This window comes from Thalassotalea litorea (genome assembly GCF_043642205.1).
Taxonomy (GTDB): Bacteria; Pseudomonadota; Gammaproteobacteria; order Enterobacterales; family Alteromonadaceae; genus Thalassotalea_A; species Thalassotalea_A litorea.
In genome coordinates this window covers 29,342-49,786 of the sequence record NZ_JBHZSG010000005.1, presented here as the reverse complement: position 1 = coordinate 49,786, position 20,445 = coordinate 29,342, and the positions used below count along the sequence as shown (strand labels likewise).

Annotated in this window: 18 protein-coding genes; 8 read left to right on the top strand and 10 right to left on the bottom strand. The window is 45.7% G+C overall.

Annotation, left to right across the window (positions count from 1 at the left end; translation table 11 throughout):
- Window positions 1–3 precede the first annotated feature (3 nt).
- The 4 genes from acnD to ACHUFQ_RS03990 all read right to left on the bottom strand — a co-directional run bounded on the left by acnD (window position 4) and on the right by ACHUFQ_RS03990 (window position 5,545).
- The gene (gene acnD / locus ACHUFQ_RS04005) at window positions 4–2,607 is read right to left on the bottom strand and encodes a Fe/S-dependent 2-methylisocitrate dehydratase AcnD (RefSeq protein WP_394173205.1); all 2,604 of its coding nucleotides are present in this window, start codon (window positions 2,605–2,607) and stop codon (window positions 4–6) included.
- A 109-nt stretch (window positions 2,608–2,716) separates the two neighbouring features.
- The gene (gene prpC / locus ACHUFQ_RS04000; protein WP_394173203.1) at window positions 2,717–3,841 is read right to left on the bottom strand and encodes a bifunctional 2-methylcitrate synthase/citrate synthase; all 1,125 of its coding nucleotides are present in this window, start codon (window positions 3,839–3,841) and stop codon (window positions 2,717–2,719) included.
- Window positions 3,842–3,947: 106 nt separating this feature from the next.
- Window positions 3,948–4,838, bottom strand: a complete 891-nt coding sequence (gene prpB / locus ACHUFQ_RS03995; protein WP_394173201.1) for a methylisocitrate lyase — start codon at window positions 4,836–4,838, stop codon at window positions 3,948–3,950.
- A complete protein-coding gene (locus ACHUFQ_RS03990; RefSeq protein ID WP_394173199.1) occupies window positions 4,838–5,545 on the bottom strand; it encodes a GntR family transcriptional regulator in 708 nt (235 codons plus the stop codon). Before ACHUFQ_RS03990 ends, prpB begins: the two co-directional genes overlap by 1 nt.
- Window positions 5,546–6,797: 1,252 nt before the next feature.
- Between ACHUFQ_RS03990 and ACHUFQ_RS03985 the strand changes: the two genes are divergently transcribed.
- From ACHUFQ_RS03985 to ACHUFQ_RS03950, 8 genes are all read left to right on the top strand, one after another.
- Window positions 6,798–9,083 (top strand): multiheme c-type cytochrome, encoded by a 2,286-nt coding sequence (locus ACHUFQ_RS03985; protein WP_394173197.1) that lies wholly within the window; start codon window positions 6,798–6,800, stop codon window positions 9,081–9,083.
- Between the two features lie 208 nt (window positions 9,084–9,291).
- Window positions 9,292–10,260, top strand: a complete 969-nt coding sequence (locus ACHUFQ_RS03980) for an AAA family ATPase (protein ID WP_394173195.1) — start codon at window positions 9,292–9,294, stop codon at window positions 10,258–10,260.
- Between the two features lie 8 nt (window positions 10,261–10,268).
- Window positions 10,269–11,189, top strand: a complete 921-nt coding sequence (locus tag ACHUFQ_RS03975; RefSeq protein WP_394173193.1) for a DUF58 domain-containing protein — start codon at window positions 10,269–10,271, stop codon at window positions 11,187–11,189.
- Entirely contained in the window at window positions 11,186–11,698 is a 513-nt protein-coding gene (locus tag ACHUFQ_RS03970) for a DUF4381 domain-containing protein (protein WP_394173191.1), read from the top strand. The genes ACHUFQ_RS03975 and ACHUFQ_RS03970 overlap by 4 nt, the downstream gene beginning before the upstream one ends.
- A complete protein-coding gene (locus ACHUFQ_RS03965) occupies window positions 11,691–12,698 on the top strand; it encodes a vWA domain-containing protein (RefSeq protein ID WP_394173189.1) in 1,008 nt (335 codons plus the stop codon). The genes ACHUFQ_RS03970 and ACHUFQ_RS03965 overlap by 8 nt, the downstream gene beginning before the upstream one ends.
- Window positions 12,691–13,653 (top strand): VWA domain-containing protein, encoded by a 963-nt coding sequence (locus ACHUFQ_RS03960; protein WP_394173187.1) that lies wholly within the window; start codon window positions 12,691–12,693, stop codon window positions 13,651–13,653. Before ACHUFQ_RS03965 ends, ACHUFQ_RS03960 begins: the two co-directional genes overlap by 8 nt.
- Window positions 13,647–14,432: a tetratricopeptide repeat protein gene (locus ACHUFQ_RS03955; RefSeq protein ID WP_394173185.1), complete on the top strand. Its 786-nt coding sequence runs from the start codon at window positions 13,647–13,649 to the stop codon at window positions 14,430–14,432. Before ACHUFQ_RS03960 ends, ACHUFQ_RS03955 begins: the two co-directional genes overlap by 7 nt.
- Window positions 14,422–15,819: a hypothetical protein gene (locus tag ACHUFQ_RS03950; RefSeq protein WP_394173183.1), complete on the top strand. Its 1,398-nt coding sequence runs from the start codon at window positions 14,422–14,424 to the stop codon at window positions 15,817–15,819. Before ACHUFQ_RS03955 ends, ACHUFQ_RS03950 begins: the two co-directional genes overlap by 11 nt.
- Here ACHUFQ_RS03950 and ACHUFQ_RS03945 read toward each other — a convergent pair.
- The 6 genes from ACHUFQ_RS03945 to pabC are packed head-to-tail and all read right to left on the bottom strand — an operon-like array spanning window position 15,816 to window position 20,369.
- Entirely contained in the window at window positions 15,816–16,592 is a 777-nt protein-coding gene (locus tag ACHUFQ_RS03945; protein ID WP_394173181.1) for a TatD family hydrolase, read from the bottom strand. The two genes, ACHUFQ_RS03950 and ACHUFQ_RS03945, sit on opposite strands and share 4 nt — an antisense overlap.
- Window positions 16,593–16,646: 54 nt before the next feature.
- The gene (locus ACHUFQ_RS03940; RefSeq protein ID WP_394173179.1) at window positions 16,647–16,973 is read right to left on the bottom strand and encodes a PilZ domain-containing protein; all 327 of its coding nucleotides are present in this window, start codon (window positions 16,971–16,973) and stop codon (window positions 16,647–16,649) included.
- Between the two features lie 12 nt (window positions 16,974–16,985).
- A complete protein-coding gene (holB, locus tag ACHUFQ_RS03935; protein ID WP_394173177.1) occupies window positions 16,986–17,951 on the bottom strand; it encodes a DNA polymerase III subunit delta' in 966 nt (321 codons plus the stop codon).
- Between the two features lie 5 nt (window positions 17,952–17,956).
- Window positions 17,957–18,592 carry a dTMP kinase gene (gene tmk, locus ACHUFQ_RS03930; protein WP_394173175.1) on the bottom strand — a complete coding sequence of 212 codons (636 nt, stop codon included), beginning with the start codon at window positions 18,590–18,592 and terminating at the stop codon, window positions 17,957–17,959.
- Entirely contained in the window at window positions 18,589–19,581 is a 993-nt protein-coding gene (gene mltG / locus ACHUFQ_RS03925; protein WP_394173173.1) for an endolytic transglycosylase MltG, read from the bottom strand. The genes tmk and mltG overlap by 4 nt, the downstream gene beginning before the upstream one ends.
- Window positions 19,581–20,369: an aminodeoxychorismate lyase gene (gene pabC, locus ACHUFQ_RS03920; protein ID WP_394173171.1), complete on the bottom strand. Its 789-nt coding sequence runs from the start codon at window positions 20,367–20,369 to the stop codon at window positions 19,581–19,583. Before pabC ends, mltG begins: the two co-directional genes overlap by 1 nt.
- Between the last annotated feature and the right edge of the window lie 76 nt (window positions 20,370–20,445).

The window sequence follows — 20,445 nt, the reverse complement described above, 5'->3', positions numbered from 1 at the left end:
CAATTAAGTGTTTAAACTTAAAAAATCCTGAGCAAACTTTTGTAGCACACCACCGGCGCTGTATACGGACACTTCTTCGGCGGTATCAAGACGACATTTAACGGGTATTTCTAGCCGTTCACCATTTTTACGGGTCATCACGACTTTCATCGGTGCACCTGGTGCCGGGCACCCCTCGACATCGTAGGTTTCACTGCCATCAATGCCGTATGTATTGCGAGTATCCTTGTTGGTAAATTCAAGCGGCAATACCCCCATCCCCACTAAGTTCGTGCGGTGAATTCGCTCAAATCCTTCGGCCACGATGACTTCTACGCCTGCAAGACGAACCCCTTTTGCAGCCCAGTCTCGGGACGACCCTTGCCCATAATCCGCGCCAGCGATAATGATCAGAGGCTGTTCACGACTCATGTAAGTCTCGATGGCTTCCCACATTCTCGATTGCTGACCTTCGGGTTCGATACGCGCCAAGGAACCCTGGATGATCCCGCCATTGTCATCACGAACCATTTCATTTAAGAGTTTGGGGTTGGCAAAGGTAGCACGCTGCGCCGTTAAATGATCGCCGCGATGGGTGGCATAAGAATTAAAGTCTTCTTCAGGAAGTCCCATTTTCGCTAAGTATTCACCGGCTGCCGATGATGCCAAAATGGCATTCGATGGTGACAAATGATCAGTGGTAATATTATCGCCCAGCACCGCTAATGGACGCATTCCTCGCATCGTTCTCTCACCGGCCAGAGCGCCTTGCCAATAAGGAGGGCGACGAATATACGTACTCTTCTCGCGCCAGTCATACAATGGGCTTTCAGCATTGTCGACATTGCGAATTGCAAACATCGGTTGATAAACGTTTTTAAATTGCTCCGGTTTTACCGAACGTGAAACAATCGCATCGATTTCTTCATCATCGGGCCAAAGATCCATTAAACGAATGTCATTACCCTGAGCATCTTTTCCTAACACGTCCTGTTCAATGTCAAAACGCATGGTTCCGGCAATCGCATAAGCGACAACTAATGGTGGTGATGCCAGAAAAGCTTGCTTAGCGTATGGGTGAATACGACCATCAAAATTTCGATTTCCGGATAACACTGCGGTGGAATAGAGATCTCTGTCGATAATTTCCTGCTGAATTTTCGGATCCAGCGCCCCGGACATACCATTACAGGTGGTACAAGCATAGCCAACGATACCAAAACCCAAGGTTTCCAACTCGGTTAATAAACCAGCCTCTTCCAAGTACAATTTGATGACTTTTGAGCCGGGTGCAAACGATGTTTTCACCCAGGGCTTGCGCACCAGCCCGAGCTCATTGGCTCGTTTGGCCACTAAAGCCGCAGCGATGACATTACGTGGGTTTGAGGTGTTGGTACAACTGGTGATGGCGGCAATGATACAAGCTCCATCTGGCATATTACCCTGCCAGTTTTGCAGATCTGGCTCTTGATAGTTACCCGCTATTTCACGCTCAGCCAAGGCCGACGTTGGTAACCGGCGATGAGGGTTGGAAGGACCCGCCATATTACGAACCACCGCGGACAAATCGAACTCTAATACCCGCTCGTATTGCGCGCCTGTCATATCGTCAGCCCACAGACCTGTCGTTCTGGCGTAATTTTCAACCAGAGCAACCTGTTCTGGCTCACGACCAGTCAGCTTAAGATAATCGATGGTTTGTTCGTCAATATAAAACATACCCGCTGACGCACCAAATTCCGGGGTCATATTGGAAATCGTTGCCCGGTCACCGATGGTGAGATCACGAGCACCTTCCCCGAAAAATTCAAGATAGCTTGAAACGACACGTTCTTTGCGTAAAAACTCGGTTATCGCCAGAACGATATCGGTCGCAGTGATGCCCGGTTGACGCTTACCGGTGAGTTTAATCCCAACGATGTCCGGCAAACGCATCATTGATGGACGACCCAACATCACCGTTTCAGCTTCAAGACCACCAACCCCAATGGCAATCACCCCTAAGGCATCAACGTGCGGTGTATGGGAATCTGTACCAACACAGGTGTCAGGGAATGCGACGCCATCCCGGGCCTGAATAACCGGTGACATTTTTTCCAGGTTGATCTGATGCATAATGCCGTTGCCTGCAGGGATCACATCGACATTTTCAAATGCGGTTTTGGTCCACTCAATAAAGTGAAATCTGTCTTCGTTACGTCGGTCTTCGATTGCCCGGTTTTTATCAAAGGCTTGTGGGTCAAAGCCTGGAGCCTCCACGGCCAAAGAATGATCAACAATCAATTGCGTCGGCACAACCGGGTTTACTTTTGCCGGATCGCCGCCTTTTAAAGCAATTGCATCACGAAGCCCGGCAAGATCAACCAACGCCGTTTGTCCCAGAATATCGTGACATACAACACGCGCTGGGTACCAGGGGAAGTCCAAATCGCGTTTGCGTTCGATGATTTGCAGCAAGCAGTCATCTAGCAAGTTTGGATCGCATTTTCGTACCAACTGTTCCGCCAGCACTTTTGAGGTATAGGGTAAGGTAGCGTAACTGCCAGGTTTTAGGGTTTCAACGGCTTGTTTAGTGTCAAAATAATCAATATTGGCGTTAGCTAAGGGTTTTCGGAATTGGTAATTCATATCAATATCCACAAGAAATTGGAAATGACGGGAGGCTCAACGCACTCCCCGGGTATTGCTCGTTTGCTTGTTTAACTGCGCAGGTTTTGTCCAGCACAAATGACAAACCTTATCGCTCAGAAATTGGCGTAACCGTGCGTGGTTCAGGTCCCGTATAATCGGCACTTGGTCGGATAATACGATTGTTATCTCTTTGTTCCATAACATGTGCAGCCCAGCCGGTTAAGCGTGAACAGACAAAAATAGGAGTGAATAATTTGGTTGGAATGCCCATAAAGTGATAGGCCGATGCATGGAAAAAATCTGCATTACAAAACAGCTTTTTGGTATCCCACATATATTCTTCACAAGCGACCGAAATATCGTAAAGGCTACTGTCGCCAAATTCCTGTGCCAGTTTTTCTGACCAGCGTTTGATAATGACATTACGGGGATCAACGGTACGGTATACGGCGTGCCCAAAGCCCATAATTTTTTCTTTGCGCTCCAGCATGCCAGCCATCTGTTGCTTTGCATCTTCAGGCGATTTAAACGTTTGGATCATATCCATGGCAGCTTCGTTGGCACCGCCGTGCAGCGGACCACGCAAGGAACCGATGGCACCCGTGACACAGGAAAACATATCCGATAGCGTCGACGCACAGACTCGAGCGGTAAAGGTAGATGCATTAAATTCATGCTCTGCGTACAGGATCAGAGACACATCGATAACACGACGATGCAATTTTGACGGCGTTTTGCCCGTTAATAGCTTAAGAAAATGGCCACCTATGGAGTCTTCGTCGGTTACACAATCGATTTCCACGCCTTGATGAGAATAGCGATACCAATAGGTCATGATCGCCGGGAATGCGGCCAGTAGCCGATTCGCGGCTCGATTTTGTTGGGAAAAGTCAGTTTCTGGCTCTAGATTACCGAGAAATGAACAACCGGTTCGCATTACATCCATTGGATGAGCATCCTGAGGAATACGCTGCAACACTTCTTTCAACGCCTGCGGCAGATCTCGCATCGCGTTTAATTCAGATTTATATGCCTGAAGTTGAGTTTCATTTGGTAATTCACCGTTGAACAGAAGATATGCAACTTCTTCAAACGTTGCATTATCCGCCAAATCGGAAACGTCGTAACCGCAGTAAGTTAAACCTGTGCCCGATTTACCTACCGTACAAAGTTTCGTTTCACCAGCACTTTGTCCGCGCAAACCTGCGCCACCTAATTTCTTGTCGACCATAATTTATTCCTGTTAGTGCATCTTATTGTTATTAACTTTTGTTACCGGCGTTTTTCACACCGGGCGATTAACCATGAATTGGATTTTTGTTTATATTTATTTGTTTTTATTTGTTTTTGCCTTCAGCAAAAAGTGAATCCAATTTCTGTTCATAGTCGTGATAACCAAGGTAATCGTAGAGATCCATGCGCGTTTGCATGGTATCGACAACGGCCTTTTGATCACCATCTGTCAAAATCGTTTTATATACCAATTCAGCGGCCTTATTCATGGCTCGAAATGCTGACAGTGGATACAGCACCATAGCGCAGCCCCATTCGCCCAGTTGCTCTTTATTCCAAAGCTCGGTTTTACCGAACTCAGTGATATTCGCTAAGATAGGGACATCCAGAGCCGCTGAAAATGCCCGGTAGTGCGCTTCGGTTTGCACCGCTTCGGCAAAAATACCATCGGCGCCAGCTGCAACATAGGCTTTGGCTCGCTCAATCGCAGCATCAAGTCCTTCCTGTGCAAAGGCGTCGGTACGGGCCATAATGAAAAAGTCACTATCGGTGCGCGCATCAACCGCCGCTTTGATTCGATCGACCATTTCTGCGGTAGAAACAATTTCTTTATTAGGACGATGGCCACAGCGCTTTTGAGCGACCTGATCTTCCAGATGTACCGCGGCGGCGCCAGCCTTTTCCATATCGCGAATGGTTTTGGCGATATTAAATGCGCCGCCCCACCCCGTATCAATATCAACCATTAAGGGTAGATCAGATGCGCTGGTAATGCGCTGCACGTCAGCCACCACATCATTTAAGGAAGTCATGCCCAAATCTGGTAAACCATAGGAAGCATTGGCAACACCACCACCTGACAGATAAATCGCCTGATGTCCTAATTGTTGCGCCATCATCGCGCAATAGGCATTAATCGTACCGACGATTTGTAACGGTTTGTTTGTCTGCAAAGCTTGTCTGAATTTCGCACCAGGCGAAAGTTGCTGTGACATTATAATTTTCCTTCTTGCTGTAATTTGTTTTCGATGTTTTTTCTTGATGCGCCAATATGACGTCGCATCAACATTTCCGCCAGCTCTCCATCTCTATCGGCGATGGCCGTTAAAATAGCCTGATGTTCGGTAAAAGCGCGACTGGCTCTTGGTGAATTCATGCCAAACTGGCAGCGATACATGCGTACCAAATGGTAAAGTTCGCCACATAAAATATTAATTAAGTGTTGATTGTGAGATCCCTGAATCACCCGGTAGTGAAAATCTAAGTCCCCTTCTTCCTGATAATAAGACACACCTTGTTGAACGGACTGACTGTTGCCATGGGTGGTTAATACGTCCTGAAGGTCGGCAATTTCCTGATCCGTCATACTCGATGCTGCAAGGCGACACGCCATCCCTTCCAATGCTTCCCGAACCTGGTAAATTTCAAGTAATCCCTGAACCGTGCATTCAACAACCCGACTACCTACATTGGCTTTACGATGTATCAAATGGCATTTTTCAAGGCGATTCAGAGCCTCTCTCAAGGTTGAACGAGAAACCTGATATTGTCTGGCCAGTTCTGGCTCACTGATTTTACTACCGGCGGAAATATAACCTTCAACAATAGCATGTTGGATTTGTTCAAAGACTTTGTCAGCTGTGGTTACAGCTTGCGTAGAGGTAGGGTTATTTACCACAGACTGAATGAATTCCTGTGTCAAAATCACTCCAATTGTCGACAATCTATAAATTAACAATGATTCTTATTGATTTAAAAGCCAATGTCAAGGGCGATTAATTTAGATTGTCGACAATGATTGTCGACAATCCATTGCCAGTGTTGAGTGCCGCATTATCAAATGCCTTTGTTTGTTTAGTAACCATAAGAAAATATTGAAAAAATTTAAATAGAAAATGGTTTAGTCGCGTGTTGGAAGTTACTTCTTAGCTGGATAAACATTGATATACGTCGACAATATGTAGGTATCGATTCACAGAATGTATAAATTGTGAATAAAATGTGGGTATTATGTGATCTAGATCAGATAATAATTCGTTTAGAATTGCAATACTGGTTTATATGCCCGGATTCACTCGAGTTTATCGACAGCACTGCTGTGGATATTTTTTTAACAAAAAATTAGCATTTGTTGAAAACTGCACTATGCTTATTAATTCATGTAGCAAATTTAAAAAGGAAATGGTGTTGTGAAATACCGTTTTCTGGTCAGCAAACATTGACCGTGTAACAGTTTATTAGCGCAGGCTCATTCCTGATGAGCCATTCCCCTGAGCCCGAAACGTTTATCGTATCGGGCCTTTTTTTGCCTACAGGGAAGTAGGTATGTCGTTAATGTCGGGAACCTATTGACGACGCCTGCATGGATGTAGGTACCCTGCGTCACATGGAAGGATTGACGCATGGGTTCTCCCAGTTTTACACCTATTCGGAATCTGCATGATTATTGATAATCCACACAAATGTAAGTATGCCCGGATAGCAGGATGCGGATAGGGTATGCCTACAGGGAAGTAGGTATGTCGTTAATGTCGGGAACCTATTGACGACGCCTGCATGGATCTAGGTACCCTGCGTCACATGGATGGATTGACGCATGGGTTATCCCAGTTTTACACCTATTCGGAATCTGCATGATTATTGATTACCCACACAAATGTAGCTATGTCGGGAACGTATTAACGACTCATGAATATTTGATTTCGATAATAGCATCCATAAACTCAGCACTCAGCGGCCCCCTTCCCTGCAATCACCAAAAAATTAACCTCAGCAAGGTTACAGACATCGATATTTTGTTCTAAGCTATATTGAAAACAACAAGTTAACAGGACAATCGATGCGCTTAGCATATGCGCATTGGCATTATGGAAATCTTCAATCAAACAGTCTCGCATGCCCATTTTAATCGTAGCAATACTCGGTTACTCGCAAAGTTACCGACATGGCGATTAATGCTATTAGCAAATAAATTACTAACGCGAATCATTTTCCTGGTTTCCATCGTTTGCTGCACATACTCTGGTTTGGTCAACGCCACTGAAAACACCTACGTCGGATCGAACGTATGTAAAGAATGCCATCAACAAGCTTTTACAGATTGGCAAGGCTCGCACCACGCAAACGCTATGGCACATGCTAACCAGGCGTCTGTTTTGGGAGATTTTGCTAACGCGAACATTGAATTCAATGGCGAGATTTATCGCTTTTATCAGAAAAAGAATAACTATTACGCCCGCATAAAAGATGCCGACGGTCAATTTAACGACTATCAAATCCTCTACACCTTTGGAGTTTACCCACTACAACAATACATGGTTGATATTGGTCAGGGGAAAATTCAACTCATTCCGTTTGCCTGGGATAGTCGGGAGCAAGAACAAGGCGGTCAACGCTGGTTTCACCTTTACCCTCAGGCTCAGGATCCCAAACATGAGTTTTTCTGGACCAATCAGGGACAGAACTGGAATTACATGTGTGCGGATTGCCATTCCACCGACGTAAATAAGAACTACCTTGTTGATAGCGATAGTTATCAGACGTCTTTTTCTGAAATCAGTGTAGGTTGTGAAGCCTGTCATGGTCCTGGTGCAGAACATATTCAATACATAAACAATCATGCTGAAAACGCAAAAGATGCCAAGAAGAATGATTTAAAGGGCTTTGATCGTAGTTTGCATAAATTGGTCAGTCAATGGCAACCAAGGGCCAACGCTACGACCTTACAACCGGTGATGGCGGACAATGCCGATACAAGTAAACAGACATTAGTGTGCGCGCAGTGCCATAGTCGTCGAATGCAACTCGGCGATGATGATTATATCGCCACACATGAGTTGGGCGATAAATATCTGGTCAATTTAATAGAACCAGGCGCCTATCATGCTGACGGACAAATCTATGATGAAGTTTATGTTTATGGTTCTTATCTGCAATCAAAGATGCATCAAAAAGGCGTTGTCTGCACCAATTGCCATCAACCCCACAGTGGCGAATTGATCGTTGCAGGCAATGCCCTTTGTAATCAATGCCACATCAGTGAAACATACGATACGCCAGCGCATCACAATCACCCAGACTCTGTCGAGGGTAGTCAATGTGTAGACTGCCACATGCCCCAAACTACCTACATGCAAATCGATCCGCGACGAGATCATCGTTGGCACATACCTGATCCACAACAATCGGCAAACCTCAATACCCCAGACGTTTGTCTTTCCTGTCACCAACAAAAAGATAGTGACTGGAGTTCTGGTGAAGTTGCTAAATGGCGAGGAAATTATTCGCAAAACAGTGCTCAATTTGGTCCGGCGTTTTTAGGATCCGAGCTGGGATACCGGCAATCTGCGACCTGGCTTTCTAAAATTGCGCAAGACTTAAATTACCCGGCGATCATTCGAGCATCCGCATTACAACGCAGTGCTGGAGTTGCTGACAATAATACTCTGGTTGCCATATCTCGGGGGTTAAAGTCTGACAACGCCTGGATTCGAATCGGTGCAATACGAGGAGCTGACAACCTGCCAATAAACGCACGCTGGCGATTACTTTCGCCGCTTTTGGAAGACCCCGTTCTCGCAGTGCGCATTGAATCGGCAAGGTTATTGATTGCAAACTGGCAACAATTGACATCGGCCCAGCAAACACAAATGCAGGGAGCTATTGATGATTACGTAAAGGTTCAGTCCTATAATGCAGATCGTGGATTTGCGCTAACCAACCTTGCCAATCTTTATGCCTATCAAGGACAGTACAACAAAGCGGAATTGACCTACCAGCAGGCGATTAAAACTGAACCCAACTATATCAACAGTTATCTGAATTTGTCTGAGTTATATCGACAAATGCGTGATGAAAGCAAAGTCATTGGCATTTTGGAACAGGGAAAAAACAACGTAGCCTCACCATCAGCCTTAGCCTACCAACTTGGTTTATCTTATATCCGTCAACAGCAGCCTTTGTCTGCCCAACAAAATTTTGCTCAGGCGGTAGCAACAGAACCAGATAACCCCCAGTATCAGTTTGTGTATGGATTAAGCCTGAAGGAAAGTAAGCCGAAACAAGCACAGCAAGCTATGTCTCGTGCATATGCATTGAGCCAGAACCCGCAATATCTCTATGCGCTTTGCGAATTTCAAATACAGCAACAGGAGTTTTCCGCTGCGCAATGTATCGAACGGCTAAAACCCCTGGTTGCACCGGAAATTATCAATCAATTGGAACAACAGATAAAACCTTAGTCAAACCTATGTCAATATAGGTATATAGGTGCCGTAAACCTTAATCACTGTGGTCGTCAAAGGTGCGATTGTTTGGCCTTTTCTATTTACCACGTTGTTTGACTAAAATTTTTCAACCTTTGGTTTATACTGAAAAAACCGGGTTGCAAAGGCTTGCGATGTTCCCGAATGCAAGGTCTTGTATTTATAACATTGTAAAGGTGCCCATATGAGCCAGGCCCGCGAGGCAATCGCGTTGCTCAAGCAACAAATGCAAACCGTAGTAATCGGTCAGGAGATTGTCATTGATACCCTGATCACAGCGCTGCTAACTAATGGCAATGTCCTGTTGGAAGGTCTACCAGGAACCGCAAAAACCCGTTCGATTAAAGCCTTGGCAAAGACGCTGCAAGTCAGCTTGGGTCGGGTTCAATTCACACCAGATTTATTACCTTCGGACATCACCGGAACCGAGATCTACCAGGAAGTTGATTCAAAACCTACGTTGACATTTCAACAAGGTCCGATTTTTAACAATCTCCTGCTCGCCGATGAAATTAACCGTTCTCCAGCTAAAGTACAGGCCGCATTGCTTGAAGCGATGGAAGAGCGGCAGGTAACCGTTGCCGGTAAATCCCACATATTACCCAAACTTTTTATGGTGTTGGCAACACAAAATCCGATTGAGCAGGAAGGCACATACCCTTTGCCGGAAGCGCAAATGGATCGTTTTATCATGAAAATTAATCTTGAGTACCCCGATGATGAGGCTGAAGCGCGCATTATTTCGCTTGTGCGCTCAGAAGAAATCGCCGACGACAAACAATTGTCCAGAGTTGACCCCGATCACATATTCAGTGCTCGTGAGGAAATTAATCAACTTCATGTCAGTGAGGAGGTGGTGAAATATATCGTCGCGCTGGTGATGGCCACCAGAGATCCGCAACGCTACCCCGACTCACCATTACAAGACTGGATACAAGTCGGTTCGAGCCCTCGCGCCAGTATTGCCTTGGATAAATGCGCCAGAGCTTATGCCTGGCTGAGTCAAAACGATTTTGTCGAACCGGATCATGTTCGGGCCATGGCTTATGCGGTGTTGCGACATCGTTTGATATTAAGCTATGAAGCGTTAGCAGAAGGCATCACAGCGGATCAGGTCATTGATGAATTACTCAAACAAGTGGCTAGCGCCTGAGGCTGAAAATGACAGGCAGTAATATCCATGTCACCTTGCAGCAATTGGAAAAACTTAAATATCAGGCAAGGTATTTTTCATTTACCGAGCAACAGCCGGTAAATAGCGTGTTGTCTGGTAAAAACTCGTCCAGACTGAGAGGCCGGGGGCTGAATTTCGAAGAGTTGCGGCACTATCGCCCAGGAGATGATATTCGCACTCTGGACTGGAAAGTTACGCAGCGTACCGGTAAAGCCCACGTTAAAGTGTTTACCGAAGAAAAAGAACGCAACACCTATCTTGCCATCGATCAACGCAGTTCGATGTTTTTTGGTAGCAAGGGGAAAATGAAATCCGTTATCGCAGCTGAGGTGTCGGCACTGATTGCCTGGCAAATCACCAGCAGTGGCGATCGTGTCGGAGCCTTTATTTTCGATGATTTACATGTCAAAGTGATCCCCGCCAAACGAGGTAATCTCCACATATCTCAGCTATTACATCAGCTAACGAAAATCAACAATGCTCTAAATTGTGAAACGATTAATTCAGGCGCGCATGACTCTTTAAATACGATGTTGAGGAAACTGAACGCCCTTAACCAGCACAACGCGTTGATCATTTTGATCAGTGATGGCTATGGCTGGGACCCAACGACAACCCAGTATGTGAAAACACTTCGCCAGCACAACGAAGTTATCGCCTGCCATGTATACGATCCATTAGAGCAAGATCTGCCGCGCATGCCGCAAATGATAGTTTCCGATGGAAAGTGGCAGATTCAGTTTTCCTCGCAAAATCCCACGACCCAAGCTCGGTTTCGGCAAGACTTACAGCAGCAGTTAGACCAATATCGTAACTTTACCAATAAATACCGAATCCCTCTGATCAGCCTCAATACCCTGGAAGATCCCGTCCAGCAACTCAGACGGGCATTAGGGAGAGCATTTTGACACCACCATTTGAAATGCCATGGGGCAATTATTTACTTAAGGATCTGGTGGAGTCACCGCCGCCTCAGACGATCGATTACTGGCCGCAGACGCCGGGTTGGTATGTACTTGGCATAGCCCTGCTGATTTGGATAGGCCGTTGGCTTTACCACCAATACCTGCATTACAAACATAATGCCTATCGGCGTGAAGCACTGCGATTTATTAAATCGTTACCACGAGATACCGTAACTAATCGCTATCAAATCTACCAGCAGTTACCTGCGTTACTGCGTGCCACAGCGATCCACGGCTATGGACGTGTAGAAACAGCCGGATTAACCAATAAGCGCTGGGAAAGCTGGTTAGACAATCACTGCAAGCAATCAGATTTTCTTGGTAACTGCCCCAATTACCTGCAAGCATTGGCCTATGGTCCTGAGCATAGTCTAAACCCGCATCAATTAACGAAACTGCTTCAGGAAATACAATTATGGATACAATTCCATCCAGGTGGTTACCATGATTGAATTTGTTTATCCGTGGAGTTTTGGATTATTACTTCTGCCATTTGCCGTGTACTATTTCTGGCCGGCATACAAGGAACGAAAAAGTTCGGTAAAAGTCCCCTTCTTCTCTCGCCTTGTTGAATTAACGGGTGAAAAACCAGCCACCGGTTCGGTCATACTCAATCGTTATTTTCTGCAAAAATTATTATTGATTAGCGGCTGGGTACTGATCTGCGCGGCGTTGGCAAAACCTCAATATATTGGTAAGCCTGTTACGCTAAATAAATCCGCACGGGATCTAATGGTAGCCGTGGATCTTTCGGGTTCGATGACAACCGAAGACTTTAAGACACTCGATGGCGCCAATGTCGATCGATTCAGCGGTGTCCAACAGTTGCTTGCCGATTTTGCCAAACAAAGAGACGCGGATAGACTCGGACTGATCCTATTTGCCGACGCGCCTTATTTACAGGCGCCTTTTACCAATGATCTCGACACCTGGTTGACCTTATTAAACGAATCAGAAGTTGGTATGGCGGGACAATCTACCGCCCTTGGAGACGCAATTGGTCTGGCGATTAGCGTGTTTGAGCACGGCCAAACCAAAGAACGCGTGCTTATCCTGCTTACCGATGGTAATGATACTGGATCAAAAGTGCCGCCCCGTGATGCCGCTCAGGTTGCGGCAAGTTATCGGATAAAAATTTACCCCATTGCCATAGGTGATCCCGAAACGGCCGGCGAAGAAGCCATCGACCTGAATGTCTTAGAATATATTGCCGACACCACTAACGGGCAAATGTTCGAAGCGGTTAATGCCGAGCAGCTGGACGCCATTTATGAACAGATCAATACTCTGGAACCACAAAAATATTCATCCCGTTCCTATCGACCTAAAACCAGCATACATTTCGTTCCAATTATCATCTTACTGGCTATGTATATGGGCGCTCTTACCATAGTTGCGATTCGAAATCTCTATCACAGGCGCAAGGTTGCAAAGGAATTTCTCAATGATTGACTGGATTGGTCTACAGAATTTCCATTTCATTCGGCCAGCATACCTGTTGCTGTTCCTGATATTAATTTTCCTGTATCTGGCATTACGCCAACGTGATAATTCGCTGCATTTTTGGCAGCAGGTTATGTCAATAGAAGTATTAGATCAGTTAACCATCAAAGGCAGCAACTACCAATGGTTTTCACCGTCTAAAGTCATGCCAATTGTTGGTTCCATTGCAATTATTGTCGCGGCTGGCCCAAGTTTTACCCAAGTCCCCTCGCCTTTTAACGAAGATAAAGCCGGATTGGTGATCGCTCTGGATGTTTCAGAAACCATGCAGCAAAGTGATTTAGCCCCAACTCGCCTATTGCGGGCGAAACAAAAGGTCAATGACCTCCTGACCCTTCGCGGAGACAGCAACACCGCTTTGATCGCCTATGCCGGCAGTGCACATATCGTGATGCCCTTAACCAACGACGGCAATATGATACGCCAGTTTATAAAACCATTAAGCCCAGCAATGATGCCTCGGGCAGGAAAGATACCGGACAACATTCTGCCTTTGACTGAGGATATATTGAACCCTACGGGCGTACCAGGGACTCTATTGTTGCTAACCGATGGCAGTTCAAGCGAAGCACAACAAAATTTCCAGGCATTTTTTCAACAACAACAGCATCAATTAGTTATTTGGGCAATCGGAGATGATAAGGTCAAAGCCAAACCAGGATCTAATTTTTTACCGTTGCAATTAAACTCGTTACAGCAGTTGGCCAGTGCCAGCAACGGTCGCCTTGTACGATTTACCCATAACAAAGATGACATCGAAACGGTGAATAACTATATTGAAAACAATCTGGTTGTTGTCAACGATGGTACTCGGCCCTGGCTCGATGCGGGTTACCCGCTAGTATTTTTAATCGCGTTTAGCTATGTCTTTTGGTTTCGGCGCGGATGGACACTGCAATGGTAATTCATCCTAAAGCAAATTCCGAGCAAGGCATGAGCTGGCTATTAGGCCGTCTGAAGCATTACTGGCGTAGTGGCAAACAAAAAATCTCCGGCAATCGAAAAGCGCTATTGGTGCTCCTTGTGGTATTACTGATTAGCTACATCAGCTTGAAACCTCAACAGTTTGTCGACCTTTGGCTTACCCCTGATCAGCAGGGAGCCATTTTGTTTAAGCTGGGAAACTATCAACAGGCAGGCGAGCACTTCAACGATAGTCGCTGGCAGGCATATAGTTATTATGGCGCAGAAGAGTTTGATACGGCTGCCAACCTGTATAGTCAGTTTGACGAGCCAACAGACCTGCTGGCCCGGGGAAATGCCTATGCTCAGGGCCGAAGATATGTAAGAGCGAAAGGGGTCTATCAGGCTTTACTGGAACAATACCCGGATTATCAACCCGCGCAAACTAACTTAGACATCGTCCAAAGCATCATTGATGAAGTGAACCGTATTTCCCAAAGCCAACAACAGGAGAGCAGTGACGCTCCCAAAGAATTGGGGGATGATCCACAAACGGCTGATGGCGCCGAAAGAAAGGTTTCAGTGAAGCAGCTGGAACAGTACAGTGCCGAAGATATACTTCAGGACCCGCAATTAGCACAAATGTGGCTGCGTCAGGTACAAAAAGATCCGGCGAGATTTCTGGCCATTAAATTCGCAGTGCAGTTACAACGTGGCAGCGGCAACAACAATCAAGACAAAACACCGTCTCAACAACCAGGTGACAATGATGATGATTAAGTCATGCTCAATCTGGCCGGGTCTGCTTGCGACATGTGGATTGCTTTTCCTCTCGATTTCCTTCAATGCTCAAAGCCGCTCAAATAATCCCGATACCAAGCCCGCTCAGACGATTGAGTCGCTCATCGACAATGAGCAATTACAAATTAACATTAAACGTCTTGGTCAAGACAACACCATTGCTCGTCAGGCAGTCACTTTTCAGGTAGAGGTCGCAACCAATCGCTGGTTTTCCAGAGGTACTCGCATCGAAAAATTTGATTTGGAAAATGCAATCGTCCTGCCATTTGACGGCATGGCGTTCAATTCATCGAGGATGATTGATGGCGCGACCTGGGCCACCCAGTCAAGAGACATTACTATCTACCCGCTCGATGAAGGTGAGTACAGCTTACCGCAGATACGTGTGTTTGTTTCGGTAAACACAGAACACTCTGGAACGGTTGAAGGATTTTGGCAATTAAACCCAATGAATTTTTCGGTTTCGCAACCAAAGCAGTTGGCGTTGATCGATCACTATGTCGTTACCGATACCTTTAGCGTAAAACAGCGCAGCGATTTTGATAAAAAAGCCGATTACCAAATTGGTGATAGCATAACTCAGGAAGTTGAATTTTATGCCGAACGAGTGCCAGCGATGATGCTACCAGAATTAGCGCAAATGAGCGTTGAAGGGATCAGTGTTTTCGACGAAGAGCCCATTCTAAAGGACAACCAGTCTCGCGGGGAGTTTAGCAGTAGTCGTCACCAGACTCGCACCTATATTTTTGAGCAAGCCGGTAATTATACAATGGCAGAGCAAACGTTCTATTATTGGGATCCGAGCAAAAATACACTCAAGACTCGCAAGCTTCCAGGTTTTAACATCGAAATAGCAAGTGACCCAAACCAACAACAAAAACCTCGAAAAAATGAGCAAATAGCGCCGATCCCCACCATTCCCTGGGAACGGGTGTTTGGCGTCATTGTTTTGGTTACTCTGGTCATTATCTCGATAAGAAAGCGACAGGAAATACTCGGTTTTTATAAACAAGTTACCCGTTATCAAAGGCGCCAATATCGACGCGCTTATATCAGCAGCTGTCATGATGGCAACTATCGACAATCCTGCGAGTATTTGTACCGGTATTTACGCACTGGCGGGGAACGATATTCGACTTTACACCGTTATTTCCCGATAGAGCCGCAACGTACCTATTTGCAAGAGCTTGTTGCGCTTGCCTATGATATTAATGAGCCGATCCCAGAGAAAAAACTGGTTACCCGTGGCAGCTTTGCGCGTCGTAAAATGCTGAGTTTGCTAAAACCAGAGCGTTTAGCCAAGGAAAGAGTCTGGGAGGATCGGGAGCTGTTAAATATCAACCCCCGACAATGCCCCAACGACTAAGTGTTTGTTTTATGAAAAAGCCGGTAATAATTGGCACTCGACAATTCGGCTATCTGTTCAATGGTCTGGCCTCGAACATCCGCCAACAACTCAGCAACATGCACTACAAACGACGGCTGATTTTGTTTGCCACGATGAGGCACAGGCGCTAGATAGGGCGCATCGGTTTCAATTAAAAATCTGTCATCCGGGACTTTTGCCGCAACAGCTCTAAGGTCACTCGCCGTTTTAAACGTAACGATGCCGGAAAATGAGATATAAAACCCCATCTGCATCGCCTGTTCAGCCATTTCCCAGCTCTCGGTAAAGCAATGTAAAACCCCACCCACCTGTTCAGCACCTTCTTCACGCATAATGTCCAATGTGTCCTGACGTGCATCACGAGTATGGATAATTAAGGGCTTATTTAACTGTTTGGCAACCTTAATGTGTTTTCGAAAGGAGTCCTGCTGCACCTGCTTCGTTTCTGGCGCATAAAAATAATCTAGTCCTGTCTCCCCGATGGCGACAACCCGAGAATGATCTGCAAGCTGTGCCAGGCGCTCGATATCGATTTCGTCGCCTTGGTTTAAAGGGTGAGTTCCACAGGAAATGTCCACATGACTATAGGGCTGCGTCACTGCCGCCATATTTTCAAATTCGTCCAGGGTCACTGACACGCATAGCATGCGCGATACACGAGCTTCGCTGGCAAGTTCTATAACCTCGCGAATGCCGCCAGGAAATTCAGATAGTTTTAGTCGGTCCAGATGACAATGGGAGTCGATAAACACAAAAAGCTCCGGTTTAGGAAAAACCGAATTTTAGCACGTAACTTGCAATGCAAGCTACATGGTATAGGTGGGTTCTTTTGAATTTAGCATTCGCCCAAGGCTAGTTTCAATTTGATTACGAACGTTAAACTCATCGTCCAAAAAGGCCACGCCTACACCAGATTCTGTGCCATTGTGAGCGCCAGGGGGCGTGATCCAGCACACGTGAGTTTGCATCGTCACATGTTCTTCTTGCCCGGGGAGTAACACCTGCAGGGAAATCGTATCGCCAAGTTCGTATGCCTGGGTCGTTTTGATGAATAAGCCGCCTTGTTTCAAAAAAGGCATGTAAGATAGATACAAGTCTTTTTCATTGGCAAATTCCAAGGTGATTTGGGTCATTTTTACTTCCTGTTAACGCGTACGCATTTCTGCATTGTTACCTATCAATTTAAGTAAATCAATAAGTAAGGATTCAATCACAAACTTTTTATTCGCTTGGGTGAGTTGTTTTAATTGCTTGCTGGCATTAGTGATCAACACCATCGCCTGTGTAAGATTATCCGGGCTTTGCCTGCTGAGTATCGCCAAACCTTGATGTTGACGAATGCCTTGCCACTGATTTGCTTGTCGGATCGCAGCGCTAAACTGTTGCATTAACCAACCTAACGCCAGCGAATGCTCATTTAAAAAAGCGAGCAATTCATCCATATATTGTGGTTGTAGCAACCAATCGTTAAACAAGGTTTCAAATGTGCCAAACAGTTGCGCCTGCTCTTCACTTTGTAATTGTGGCAGATGGCACATATTGGAATAGTCATCAATTAATGGCGAATTCCCCAGACTTTGCGTTAACGCTTGCCCTACCGGTGGACGTATATCAAACCGGGTGCATCGAGACTGTATCGTCGGCAATAAGCGATCGCTATCATAACTGGTCAGAATAAGAAAACTAAACGGTGTTGGCTCTTCCAATGTTTTCAATAATGCATTCGCGGCAGCTTCGGTCATTAATTCTGCCTGTTGGATAATCACCACCTTTGCCTGTCCTAACTGGGCTTTTTTAACCAAAAACTGATTGGCTTGACGGATACCGTCTACACCGATATGGGCTTTCTCCGCTTCGATATGAACGAGATCCGGATGATTTCCTGCCCTAAGTAATGAGCAGGCTTTACATTGACCGCATGCCGGTCCCCAAAGACCATTTTCAGTACAAATTAATTGTCGTGCCAGCCAATAACCTAATTCCCAGGTACCGCTTCCCGGATGGCCATTAAATAACAGGCCATGGGGTAACCTCTGCTGCGTCAATAGCTGTGTTAATTGCCCGGTAATGGGAGCCAGCCAGTTCTTTTGAGATAGCGCGTCTTCACCCATATTGGTTAACTGTTTTCCTGTAAATAGTGTCGCAGCTGGTGTGCAATTTGCGCATGCACATTTTCCATCGACTGTGCCGCGTCAATTATCACTATGTGTTCATCACGGTTTGCAAAACTCAAATACTTATCACGAACGCGATAGAAAAATTCTATCTGTTCCTGCTCAATGCGGTCGAGTTCTCCACGACTTGCTGCTCTTTGCAAACCTACGCTCGGATCAATATCCAAATAAAACGTTAGGTCGGGCTTAAAGCCTTTTAAGGTGATATTTGCGAGGCTTTCCAGAGTAGCATCATCCATCTGACGTCCTCCACCTTGATAAGCACGCGAAGACAAATCATGACGATCGCCAATAACCCATTGGCCGTTGCCAAGGGCCGGTTTAATGACATTGTGAATTAATTGCGAGCGGCTTGCGTACATCAATAAAAGTTCACATTCAGGCGTCAGGGTTTCTTCGATATCCGGGGATTTGACAAGACTTCGCAGCGACTCCGCCAGCGGCGTGCCACCGGGCTCGCGAGTTTTAATATAGTCAATGCCATATTCCACTAACGTTCGTTCTATTACGCCTATGGCGCTGGACTTACCCGCGCCTTCGATTCCTTCGATGACAATAAATTTGCCAGATTGGCTCATGATTTCCCTCTTTGGTACTTATCAACTGCGCGATTATGATCCGCCAGATTTGTGGAAAAAATATGCTCACCGTTGCCTTTACTGACGAAATATAGATAGTTGCTGTCTGCCGGTTGCACACTCGCATCTAATGCCGATTTGCCTGGCATGGCAATGGGTGTTGGTGGTAATCCATTGATCTGATAGGTGTTATATGCGGTTTTTTCACGAATGTTTGCATAGGTAATGTCGCCGTTATAGCGTTCACCCAGGCCATAAATAATGGTCGGATCGGTTTGTAATCGCATGCGTTTTCGTAATCGATTAACGAATACCGCACTGATCAGTGGTTGTTCCGCAATAACTGCGGTTTCTTTTTCGATTATCGATGCCATGATCAGCGCCTGATAAGCATTATCATAAGGCAAACCTTTAGCGCGTTTCTGCCAGCTATCTTCGAGTTCTTTTTGCATGCGTGCGTAGGCCTGACGAAGAATGCTTATATCATCCGTTCCCTGGGGAAAGGTATATGTATCAGGGAAAAATAACCCTTCTGGGTGCATAGCTCCGGGAAAATGATGTTGCATTTGCTCCCAGGATGTATCGTTTAATGTGTGTTTTACATGGGGATGTTTCGTTAACATCACTAACCATTCTTTGAAAGTACTGCCTTCAACAAAGGTGATTTTAAACTGGTGCTCTTTTCCCTTTACTAACAGTGCCAGTAATTGTGAGAAAGTGAATGAAGATTGTAATTGATAGGTTCCCGCTTTAACTTGGGTAAGGTCTGGATTTAGTTTGCCGTAAAGCTTTAGCGCCCATACCGAATCAATCCACTGATGTTGTTCTGCGTGTTTTAGCAGGCTATGGTAGCTGCTCCCTTTATTTAGCGTATAAAGGTGAGTTTGAGAAATGTTGAGCGGTTGCTGTACCGACTGCTGTACTTTGACATAAAGTCCGGCAATGGCAATCATCCCCAGTAAAAATAGACCTGTAATCCAGCGCCACATTAGAAAACTTCCTTTATTTCCCGGCTTAATGTTGTTGAAAGCGGTCGATCCAAAAACTGCCTTACCGGGGCAATCTGCAGCAATGCATTGCAAATAAACATCGATTGCGCTTGCTGCAACTGCTCGATTGTATGTTGGACAATTTTAACCTGTCCCAGCGTGTTTAACAATCGTTGACTGGCCAGTCCGTTGACACCACTGCTACTCAAATCAGCGGTGTACCAACAATTATCAAGCTGCCAGAATAAATTGCAGCTACTGGTCTCTACGATAAAACCGTTTAAATCACAAACGACGAGATCATCATATGCGACCGCGTCCAATTCGTTACGAACCAGCACCTGTTCCAGCCGATTCATATGCTTGATGCCAGCTAAATTGGGGTTTAACCCTAATCGTGTCGCCGCAACTCCTAAATGAACACCACGTTTACGCCAATCGTCAAAATGCCCAGGATAGTCGTTAATGGTCACAATAATATTGGCGTTATTGTCAGGGTTTCGGCCGTATCCCCTGCCAGAGTTACCTGCGGTGACCATCACTTTCAGCACTGCCCTATGGTAAGGCGCACAAACATGATTGAGGTGCGTTTTTAAACGCGCAAAGTCGGGCATATTAATTTGCAATGCCTGGCAGCCATAAGACAAGCGCTCTATGTGCTGTTCCAGCCATTGCACTTGGCCTTCCTGAACAAGCGCCGTGGTAAAAATACCATCGCCAAATGCAAGTCCTCTGTCGGCAATGGAAATCTCTGATTGTGGGAAAAAGTTAACCGAGCTGTATAACATAACGGATAAAAAATAAGCCTGTTTACCAGCTAGTAAACAGGCTTATTTAAGGAAGTGCAAGGGAATAATTTCAAAT

Excerpts from the sequence above, each read along its gene's own strand:
- ACHUFQ_RS03950 (WP_394173183.1), top strand. The coding sequence starts at position 14,422 with ATGATGATTAAGTCATGCTCAATCTGGCCGGGTCTGCTTGCGACATGT.
- ACHUFQ_RS03940 (WP_394173179.1), bottom strand. The coding sequence starts at position 16,973 with ATGACCCAAATCACCTTGGAATTTGCCAATGAAAAAGACTTGTATCTA.
- ACHUFQ_RS03960 (WP_394173187.1), top strand. The coding sequence starts at position 12,691 with ATGATTGACTGGATTGGTCTACAGAATTTCCATTTCATTCGGCCAGCA.
- ACHUFQ_RS03985 (WP_394173197.1), top strand. The coding sequence starts at position 6,798 with ATGCTATTAGCAAATAAATTACTAACGCGAATCATTTTCCTGGTTTCC.
- acnD (WP_394173205.1), bottom strand. The coding sequence starts at position 2,607 with ATGAATTACCAATTCCGAAAACCCTTAGCTAACGCCAATATTGATTAT.
- ACHUFQ_RS03980 (WP_394173195.1), top strand. The coding sequence starts at position 9,292 with ATGAGCCAGGCCCGCGAGGCAATCGCGTTGCTCAAGCAACAAATGCAA.
- ACHUFQ_RS03975 (WP_394173193.1), top strand. The coding sequence starts at position 10,269 with ATGACAGGCAGTAATATCCATGTCACCTTGCAGCAATTGGAAAAACTT.
- pabC (WP_394173171.1), bottom strand. The coding sequence starts at position 20,369 with ATGTTATACAGCTCGGTTAACTTTTTCCCACAATCAGAGATTTCCATT.
- tmk (WP_394173175.1), bottom strand. The coding sequence starts at position 18,592 with ATGAGCCAATCTGGCAAATTTATTGTCATCGAAGGAATCGAAGGCGCG.
- ACHUFQ_RS03965 (WP_394173189.1), top strand. The coding sequence starts at position 11,691 with ATGATTGAATTTGTTTATCCGTGGAGTTTTGGATTATTACTTCTGCCA.
- prpC (WP_394173203.1), bottom strand. The coding sequence starts at position 3,841 with ATGGTCGACAAGAAATTAGGTGGCGCAGGTTTGCGCGGACAAAGTGCT.
- holB (WP_394173177.1), bottom strand. The coding sequence starts at position 17,951 with ATGGGTGAAGACGCGCTATCTCAAAAGAACTGGCTGGCTCCCATTACC.
- ACHUFQ_RS03955 (WP_394173185.1), top strand. The coding sequence starts at position 13,647 with ATGGTAATTCATCCTAAAGCAAATTCCGAGCAAGGCATGAGCTGGCTA.
- prpB (WP_394173201.1), bottom strand. The coding sequence starts at position 4,838 with ATGTCACAGCAACTTTCGCCTGGTGCGAAATTCAGACAAGCTTTGCAG.
- mltG (WP_394173173.1), bottom strand. The coding sequence starts at position 19,581 with ATGTGGCGCTGGATTACAGGTCTATTTTTACTGGGGATGATTGCCATT.